The sequence below is a fragment of the Sinomonas halotolerans genome (assembly GCF_039615075.1).
GTDB classification, from domain to species: domain Bacteria; phylum Actinomycetota; class Actinomycetes; order Actinomycetales; family Micrococcaceae; genus Sinomonas; species Sinomonas halotolerans.
In genome coordinates this window covers 114,023-122,679 of sequence record NZ_JBDFRB010000009.1, presented here as the reverse complement: position 1 = coordinate 122,679, position 8,657 = coordinate 114,023, and the positions used below count along the sequence as shown (strand labels likewise).

Annotated in this window: 7 protein-coding genes, 1 pseudogene and 1 other annotated feature; of the genes and pseudogenes, 7 read left to right on the top strand and 1 reads right to left on the bottom strand. The window is 68.8% G+C overall.

Going from position 1 to position 8,657, the window contains the following annotated elements:
• The 7 genes and pseudogenes from ABCQ75_RS11490 to ABCQ75_RS11460 form a co-directional block, all read left to right on the top strand.
• Positions 1-792, top strand: a 792-nt coding sequence (locus ABCQ75_RS11490; protein ID WP_345885506.1) for an RHS repeat-associated core domain-containing protein, incomplete at its 5' end; no start/stop codon positions are given.
• A gap of 558 nt (positions 793-1,350) precedes the next feature.
• Positions 1,351-2,615, top strand: a protein-coding gene (locus tag ABCQ75_RS11485; protein ID WP_345885050.1) for an IS3 family transposase whose coding sequence is annotated in 2 segments (ribosomal slippage) — positions 1,351-1,636 and positions 1,636-2,615 — 1,266 coding nt in all. Because the reading frame shifts where the segments join, the coding sequence is not laid out codon by codon here.
• Positions 1,636-1,763: a sequence feature (AL1L pseudoknot), on the top strand. Its footprint overlaps the gene before it by 128 nt.
• Positions 2,616-2,726: 111 nt before the next feature.
• Positions 2,727-3,080, top strand: a complete 354-nt coding sequence (locus ABCQ75_RS11480; RefSeq protein ID WP_345885505.1) for a hypothetical protein — start codon at positions 2,727-2,729, stop codon at positions 3,078-3,080.
• Positions 3,081-3,317: 237 nt separating this feature from the next.
• Positions 3,318-3,512, top strand: a pseudogene (locus ABCQ75_RS11475) (TrmH family RNA methyltransferase); the annotation flags it as partial.
• A gap of 116 nt (positions 3,513-3,628) precedes the next feature.
• Positions 3,629-3,886, top strand: a complete 258-nt coding sequence (locus tag ABCQ75_RS11470; protein ID WP_345885504.1) for a type B 50S ribosomal protein L31 — start codon at positions 3,629-3,631, stop codon at positions 3,884-3,886.
• Between the two features lie 96 nt (positions 3,887-3,982).
• The gene (locus ABCQ75_RS11465) at positions 3,983-5,041 is read left to right on the top strand and encodes a lipoate-protein ligase LplAB (protein ID WP_345885503.1); all 1,059 of its coding nucleotides are present in this window, start codon (positions 3,983-3,985) and stop codon (positions 5,039-5,041) included.
• An 11-nt stretch (positions 5,042-5,052) separates the two neighbouring features.
• Positions 5,053-5,949, top strand: a complete 897-nt coding sequence (locus ABCQ75_RS11460) for an HAD hydrolase family protein (protein ID WP_345885502.1) — start codon at positions 5,053-5,055, stop codon at positions 5,947-5,949.
• 10 nt (positions 5,950-5,959) lie between these two features.
• On the opposite strand, the gene pepN is transcribed toward ABCQ75_RS11460, so the two are convergent.
• Entirely contained in the window at positions 5,960-8,614 is a 2,655-nt protein-coding gene (gene pepN, locus ABCQ75_RS11455; RefSeq protein ID WP_345885501.1) for an aminopeptidase N, read from the bottom strand.
• Between the last annotated feature and the right edge of the window lie 43 nt (positions 8,615-8,657).

The following is an 8,657-nucleotide window of genomic DNA, read 5'->3' as shown; positions in this document are numbered from 1 at the left end:
ACCGGCCTGACCCACCTGCGCGCACGCCAGTACGACCCGGGCGCGGGCATGTTCCTCAGCACCGACCCCGCCGCCAGCACATCCCTCTCCGGCGCCTACACCTACGCCTCCGCGAACCCGCTCCGCTACCTCGACATCACCGGCCTCTTCTCCTGGGACGAGCTCCTCGGCGGGATCCAACAAGTCAGCGGCATCGTCTCCGACGTCGCCGGCGTACTCGCCCTCGCCGCAGCCGTCACCGGCATCGGCGCCCCCGTGGCCGCCGCACTGGGCGGCATCTCGGTCGCCGCCGGCGCCGTCCACGCCGGCACCAAGGCCATCCAGGCCTACAACACCTGCAACACCGGCAAAGGCTCCTGCGGCGACGCCGTCGCCGAAGCACTCATATCCACCGCCGCCATCATCCCCGGCGGCAGACTCATCAAAGGCGCCGCGAGCGGTGCAAAAGTAATTGGCGCAACTTCGAAGGGCTCAGATGATCTGATTCAGATCTGGCGCGCCGTCGGTCCAGACGAAGCTGCGGACGTGGCAAAGTCGGGGGTATATCGGCCTGGACCCGGGCTTGAGGGCAAATACTTCTTCCCAACAAAAGACCAAGCGGAGAATTTGGCGAGGATGTACACAAGCAACAATATCGGCGGTCCCTACACGCTAACTTCCGGGCTAGTTCCACGCAGCACACTTCAGCAGGCTGACGCTGTTAATGCGGTTGGCGAGGGCCCTGGGTGGTACCTGCGCAACAGTCAACTTCCTGACATCTGCAATGTGTCCTGTCATGGGTTGATCCGCTAATGGCCGGCCATATGGTGTCCGGGACTGTCACTCTTCGACCCACGGAGAACGGAGGGCTCCTGAATCCCATGCCATCAGGAACCCACTCCTTGCTATTGGAGTTCAAGACGGATGACATCCTAACTCAGTTCGGGGTCGTAATAGAAACAGAAGATGGCGAGCCTCTTCTGCCTGGCGCTAATGACCTTCCAGTAAAACTCCACTTCTTAGTGGACGAAGCAAGGTTGATTGCGATCCCTGGAGCCATGTTCAAATTGTGGTACGGCCGAGAAGTGGGCGTTGGTTCCGTTGGCGCCGTCATACCACGGTGAGCGCGTCGGCTCGGTCGCTGGACAAGGCTTCAGGTCAGGACCCGCCGCCGTCCCGTCTCGACATAGTTGTCAGCGGCGACGCGGGAACTCACAGGTGAGGCGAGAGATCAAATGCCGGCCGCCTTCATCTAACCTGTCAGTTCCGTAACGGCTCGACTGCTGAGCGCAATGCGCCCGAGTGGCGTTCCCGCAGGGTGAATCGCCCCGGGATTGGTGGAGGGTCTGATTCCCCGAGAGGATGATGATCATGCCAGCACCGAGGAAGTATCCGCAGGAGTTGCGGGAGCGTGCCTTGCGCCTTGTGGGCGAGGCGCGGAAGGAGGATCCGGAGCTGTCGCTGAATGCGGCGGTGGTCAGGATCGGGCAGCGTGTCGGGGTGAACCCGGACACGCTGCGGGGCTGGTGCAAGCAGGCCGCGATCGACGCAGGCGAACGCCCCGGTACCACGACGAACGATGCGCAGCGCATCAAGGCGCTCGAGGCGGAGAACCGCGAGCTCAAGCGGGCGAACGAAATCCTCCTCGCCGCGTCGAGTTTCTTCGCGCGGGAGCTCGACCCGCGACTGCCGTGGTAGTCAAGTTCATCGACGACCATCGTGGCCGGTTCGGGGTCGAGCCGATCTGCCGCGTGCTCACCGAGCACGGCATGCCGATCGCACCGTCCGGTTACTACGCGTTCAAGAAGCGGCCTGCTTCGGCCAGGGCGGTCTCCGACGCGGAGCTGGCGGTGCAGATCGAGCGGGTGTTCTGGGACCGTCGCCTCGGGCGCGGGCTCAGCGGCGCCCGGAAGGTCTGGCGGCTGCTGCACCGCGAGGGCATCCCCGTCGCCCGCTGCACCGTCGAACGCCTCATGCGCCAGCAGGGTCTGCGCGGTGTTCGCCGGGGCCGGCAGTTCGTCACCACCCGCCCTGACGACATCGCCACCCGGGCACCGGATCACGTCAAGCGCGAGTTCCACGCCGAGCGGCCCAACGAGCTCTGGGTGGTCGACTTCACGTATGTGCCGACGTGGTCGGGGATGGCGTTCACCGCGTTCGTCACGGACGTGTTCTCCCGCCGGATCGTCGGATGGCGGACCATGGACCGGATGCCGACCGACCTGCCCCTGGACGCGCTGGAGATGGCGCTCTGGGTCCGCGATCGGGCCGGTGAGGACGTCACCGGCGTCATCCAGCACTCCGATGCGGGGTCGCAGTACACCGCCCTGCGCTACACCGAGCGGCTCGCGCAGGTCGGCGCGGTCGCATCGATCGGGACGGTCGGCGACAGCTACGACAACGCACTGGCCGAGACCGTCGTGGGCCTGTACAAGGCCGAATGCGTGAAGATCGACGGTCCGTTCCGCAGCGCCGACGATCTGGAACTGGCCACCCTGTCCTGGGTGCACTGGTTCAACGAGAACCGGCTGCACTCCTCGATCGGATACCTCACACCCACCGAGAAGGAGAACCAGTACTACCGTGAGATCAACCCCCAGCGTCAGCCGGCGCTGGGAGAACTCACCCTCCACTAAACCCGGGGCGATTCACTGAGGGTGCGGGACTGGCTCAGCGGGCAGTCCTTCGCGGATCAATACAACTTCGGAATGGATATAACGAGGAAGATCGAGCAAGGAATCTTGTGAATGAGATACGAAGAGATGGAAACACTCGCACTACTGAATGAATTCGAAGAGAAGGCGAAGCTTTGGGGAGACCTCATAGGTCACAACGCGAGGAAGGCCAACAGACTGTTCAGCCAACTCGACCTCATGGACAAGGAATTGCGTCGTTCACCTGAAGGCCGAAGCGGCATGGAAGGCCTGCTCTCCCACGACTCTCAGGGAGTCAGGCTGCTGGCCTCAACCGCCTGCCTTTACTGGAATCCGGAGATCGGAGTGGCGGCGCTTGAGCAGCTGGCCAGCGAACCAGGCCTGCATGCGTCCAGTGCCAAGTACACGCTCAAGGCCTTCCACGATGGAACACTCAACTTGGAGTGATCAGACCAATTCGCATGATGAGGTTGGCAGCTGTACATGTTGGGCTCGACGTCGAGGCCTCGGCTACGCATCCCAGACCATCCGTCCTCTTCATTGAGGGCGACCGGGCTGTCCTTCGGTTTGGGCGTGTCCGCATTCAAGGATCCCTCATTCGCCGCTTCCGATCCGACAGACGAGACGACTTCACCTGCCGGCCGCGTCCCCCGTGGTGACTAGCTTGGGACGAACTCGATCGGCCTCGACGAGCTGGGCGAGCGCGCGAGGGGGATCGACCGCCTCGCCCTCGTGCTGGGCACGGAGGGCGCGGGCATCGCCCCCGAGACGCTTGCCGCCGTCGACCTCGCCGTGAAGATCCCGATGCGCGCCGGCGTCGACTCGCTCAACGTCGCGGCCGCGAGCGCGGTGGTCTTCTGGGAGCTGCGGCCGCGCTGAACTGACTAGCGCTGAACTGCCGACCGCGCTGAACTGGTAGCATTGACTGCTGGCCCCCGATCGGGGGATTCACACCTGCCCCTGGCAAAATCCAGAGGCATCAGAAAGGTCCCATTGTGAAGTCTGAGATCCACCCGAAGTACGAGGCTGTCGTGTTCAACGACCTCGCCTCCGGTACCAAGTTCCTCACCCGCTCCACGGTCTCCTCCGACAAGACCATCGAGTGGGAGGATGGCAACACGTACCCCGTCATCGACGTCGAGATCTCCTCGGAGTCGCACCCGTTCTACACGGGCAAGCAGCGCATCATGGACTCGGCCGGCCGCGTCGAGCGCTTCAACGCGCGCTTCAAGAACTTCGGCAAGAAGGGCTGACCCAGCCCCGTCGCCACGAAGGCGCCGTCCCGTTCCGGGGCGGCGCCTTCTGCGCTTTCCGGGCTCTGGGAGCCCGGGCCGGACTACGCTGGTCGCGTGGCTGAGCATCACGGCGAGTACAAGGTCCCCGGCGGCAAGCTCGTGGTCGCCGACCTGAGGACGGACGGGCACGGGATCGTCGCGGCGAGCGTCAGCGGCGACTTCTTCCTTGAGCCGGACGAGGCGCTCGAGGACATCAACGCGGCCCTCGTCGGCCTCGCCGTGGACGCGCCGAACGCGACGATCAGCGCGGCGGTGGCGGACGCCGTCGGGCCCACCGCCGTCCTCTTCGGGTTCAGCGCCGATGCCGTTGCCGTCGCGGTGCGGCGCGCACTGGGGCATGCGACGACGTGGGCGGACCACGAGTGGGAGGTGATCGGGCCGAGCAGGCTGCCGATCACGGAGCAGGTGGCACTGGACGAGGTCCTCACACGTGAGGTGGGGGACGGCCGGCGCAACCCGACCCTCCGCCTGTGGGACTGGGACGAGCGCTCGGTGGTCATCGGCAGCTTCCAGTCGTACCGCAACGAGGTGGATCAGGACGGGGCCGTGCGCCACGGCGTGACCGTGGTGCGGCGCATCTCGGGCGGCGGCGCGATGTTCATGGAGGCGGGCAACTGCATCACGTACTCGCTCTACCTCCCCGCCTCGCTCGTGGACGGCCTCTCGTACGCGGACTCGTACCCCTTCCTCGACGCGTGGGTCATGGAGGCCCTCACCTCGATCGGCGTGGAGGCGTTCTACAAGCCGCTCAACGACATCGCGACGGACGCCGGGAAGATCGGCGGCGCCGCCCAGAAGCGGCTTGCCAACGGCGGCATGCTCCACCACGTGACCATGAGCTATGACATCGACGCGGTGAAGATGACCGAGGTCCTGCGGATCGGCAGGGAGAAGATCTCGGACAAGGGCATCGCGAGCGCCGTCAAGCGCGTCGACCCGCTCAAGCGGCAGACCGGCCTCGCGCGCGGGCAGATCATCGACGCCCTCCTGGACACGTTCGCGGCCCGCTACAGCGCCCGGCGGGTCGAGCTCTCCGCGGACTCCCTCGACACCGCGCGGGAGCTCGCGGGGGCGAAGTTCGCCACGCGCGCCTGGACGCACCGCGTCCCGTAGGATCCGAGACCATGACGACGGACAGCCAGCCCCAGGACCTCCCACTCCGCGCGTCCGCGCAAGCCAGCGCCCCCGCGCGCCCGGGGCCGCGCGCCGTCTTCATCGACGTCGACGGCACGTACGCGGACCGCGGCCTGGTCCCCGAGGAGCACGTGCAGGCCGTGCGCGCCGCCCGGGAGGCCGGCCACCGCGTGTTCCTGTGCACCGGGCGCCCCGTGTCGATGCTGCCGGAGAGCATCCTCGCGGCGGGCTTCGACGGCGTCGTGGCGAGCGCCGGAGCGTACGTGAGGGTCGGCGTCGACGTCGTCTGCGACCGCCGCTTCCCGGCGACGCTGGGCTCGCGCACCGTCGAGGTCCTCGAGGCGCACCGCGCTGTGTACGTGCTCGAGGCGCAGGAGGCCCTGTACGCCCCCGAGTCCGCGCTGCCGCGCCTCACGGAGATCGTGCGCGCCCACTTCCGCCCGGCCGACGCACGGGGCGTGGACGGCTCGGCAGCGATCCTCGGCGCGCTCGAGACACCCCGGAACCTGCACGGCGTCGCGTTCGCGAAGGTCTCGGTCTTCGAGTGCCCCGTCCCCGTCGCCGTGGCGGCTGCGGAGATCGGCGGGGGAGTCGCCGTCGTCGAGAACTCGATCGCGGACGAGGGCCGCCACGCCGGCGAGCTGTACCTCGGGCACATCACGAAGGCCGTCGGCGTCGAGGCCGTCGTGCGCCATCTCGGGCTGAGCGCCGCCGACACGGTCGCGATCGGCGACGGCGCGAACGACCTCGAGATGCTCGCCTACGCGGGTACCGCCGTCGCCGTCGACGGCGCCGGGCCGCAACTCCTGGCCCTCGCCGACCATGTGGTGCCCCCGCCGGCGGGGGCTGGCGTCGCGGCCGCGTTCGCGGTGCTCGGACTCGCGTGACCGGCGCGGCCTAGCCTGCCCGCGAACGGTCCTGGGCGCGTAGCGCCCGGTGCAGGTGGTCGCGGGCCTCGACGACGAGGCGGCGCAGGGCAGCGGGGACGTCGGCGTTGTCCGCGAGCCATTCGTCGGTGCGCACGAGCACCGGGTTCTCCTCCGGCGCCTGGTCCCACGCGAGGGTGGCGTCCGCGGGGTAGAGCCCGGTGACGATCCGGGTCGCGAGCTCCTGGGAGCGCTCAGACCACACGTCCCTCAGGAGGGCGAAATAGCGCTCGGTGTACGGCTGGCGGAGGGCCTCGAGGCCGCACATGAACCCTTCCACGGTGGCGCCGAGCAGCTCGTTCGAGAGGGACTCGTCGCCCACGGCCGACTCCCAGGCTGCACGCTTGGCCTCGGCCCGGGGCCGGGCGGCCAGTGCCACGGTGTGGCCCACGCGCCCCTTCGCCGTGCGGTCCCGCCCCAGCTCGGCGTCGAGCTCCGCCGCGTCTGCCTGGCCCTGCGCGGCGAGGGCCTGGAGCAGCGACCACCGCAGGTCCTGGTCCACCGCGAGCCCCCGCACGGTCTCCGTCCCTTCGAGCAGGCCGCGCACTAGCCCGAGCTGGCCGCCGCCGTAGCGGCTCCCCGCCGCGAGCGCGCGCGCCCACGCGAGCTGCTGGTCCGAGCCGGGCGCGGCGGCACGCAGTTCGCGCACGACCGCGGCGAGGTACCGCGAGCGCAGGCTGGCCCGCGCCTCGCCGTGCGTGTAGCGCTCGATCGCGGTGCGGGCGTTGTCCAGCACGGCGAGCTGGACGCCCACGGTCGTCTCGGCCGTGGCGAAGCGCTCGACGGCGTCCACGTACCGTTCCGCGGGTGTCTCCCCGTCCCGCGCGGCGTGCCACAGCGCCGTCCAGCAGAGTGCCCGCGCGAGCGGGTCCGCGATGTCCCCCAGACCCTCCCGGACCGTGCGCTCCGAGGCGGTATCGAGCCGCACCTTGGCGTACGTGAGGTCCTCGTCGTTGACGAGCACGAGCTCGGGGGCCGCCCTGCCGGCCAGCCCGGGCACCTCCGTGAGCTCTCCGTCCACCTCCACATCGGCCGAGGCCGTGCGCACGAGCCGGCCGTCGCCGTCGTGCGAGAACAGGCCCACCCGGAGCCGGTGCGGGCGCAGGGCCGCGCGTCCCGTCACCGGGTCCACCGCCGTCTGCCGGACGGCCACGCGGGTGAGCCGGCCGCCCTCCGACTCCACGACGGGCTCGAGCACGCTGAGCCCGGACGTGCAGAGCCAGGCCGCGGCCCACGCCCCGAGATCGCGGCGCTGGCCGGGCTCTTGGGCGGCCTCGAGCGCGCGCAGCAGGTCCGCCAGGGCCGCGTTGCCGTAGGCGTTGTCCCGGAAGTACTCCCGGGCGGCGGCGAAGAAGGCCTCCTCGCCAACGTAGGCGACCAGCTGCTTGAGGACCGAGGCGCCCTTCGCATAGGTGATGCCGTCGAAGTTCTGCTCGGCTGCCTCGAGGTCGGCGATGTCCGCGATCACCGGGTGGGTCGTGGGGAGCTGGTCCTGCAGGTAGGCCCACGCCTTGCGGCGGTTCGCGAAGTTGACCCACGCCGTGTTCCAGTCCGTGGCCCGGTCCACGGCGAACGTCCCCATGAAGTCGGCGAATGACTCCTTGAGCCAGAGGTCGTCCCACCAGCGCATCGTCACGAGGTCCCCGAACCACATGTGCGCCATCTCGTGCATGAGCGTGTTGGCGCGGCCCTCGTACTGGCTGTCCGCCGCGCGGGAGGTGAACACGTACTGCTCCGTGAAGGTCACGAGGCCCGGATTCTCCATCGCCCCGAGGTTGTACTCGGGCACGAACGTCTGCTCGTACTTGCCCCACGGGTAGGCGACGCCGCCGCCCGCCTCCCCGAAGGTCCGGTCGAAGAAGTCCAGGCCCGCCTTGGTGAGGGCGAAGATCCGCTCGGCGTCGAAGTGCTCGGCGAGCGACGCGCGGCAGTACGCCGCGAGCGGGACGGAGCGGCCGCCGTCGGGCGAGGTCCACGCGTCCACCACACGGTGGTAGGGCCCGGCGATGACAGCGGCGAGGTACGAGGACATCGGAGGGGTCGGCGCGAACTCCCAGCGGACCCCGGCCGGAAGGCCGTCTTCGGTCGAGACCGGGTCCTCCGAGACGGCAGCGCCGTTGGCGCTCACGTGCCACCCCTGAGGCGCGAGGACCGTGAAGGAGATGCGGGCCTTGAGGTCCGGCTGTTCGAAGCACGGGAAGAAGCGGCGCGCGTCCGCCGGCTCGCACTGGGTGTACAGGTAGGTGCGCCCGTCCGCAGGATCGGTGAAGCGGTGCAGCCCCTCGCCCGAAGTGCTGTAGAGCGCACGGGCAGTGATCTCGACGCGGTTGCGCTCCGCGAGGCCCGCGAGGCGGATCCGTGCTCCGTCATGGACCATGGCCTCATCGAGGATCCGGCCATTGAGCCGCACCTCCATGACCGCTTCCCCGAGGAAGTCGACCCAGGTGGCGGCGCCGGGCGTGGCCGTGAACTCGATGACGGAGGACGAGCGGAAGGAGGTCGCGCTGGGGTCCTCGGCCCCGCGGAGGTCCAGAGCCACGTGGTACGACTCCACCTCGACGAGCCTGCCCCGCTCAGCAGCCTCGTCGCGCGTCAGATTGGGCGTGTTCTGGTTCACTGTCGGCACGTGCGCCATTCAACCATGCCGGGCCGGCAGTGCTGGCGGTCCG

Coding starts and splice junctions, on each gene's coding strand:
- ABCQ75_RS11480 (WP_345885505.1), top strand. CDS start 2,727: ATGAGATACGAAGAGATGGAAACACTCGCACTACTGAATGAATTCGAA.
- ABCQ75_RS11460 (WP_345885502.1), top strand. CDS start 5,053: ATGACGACGGACAGCCAGCCCCAGGACCTCCCACTCCGCGCGTCCGCG.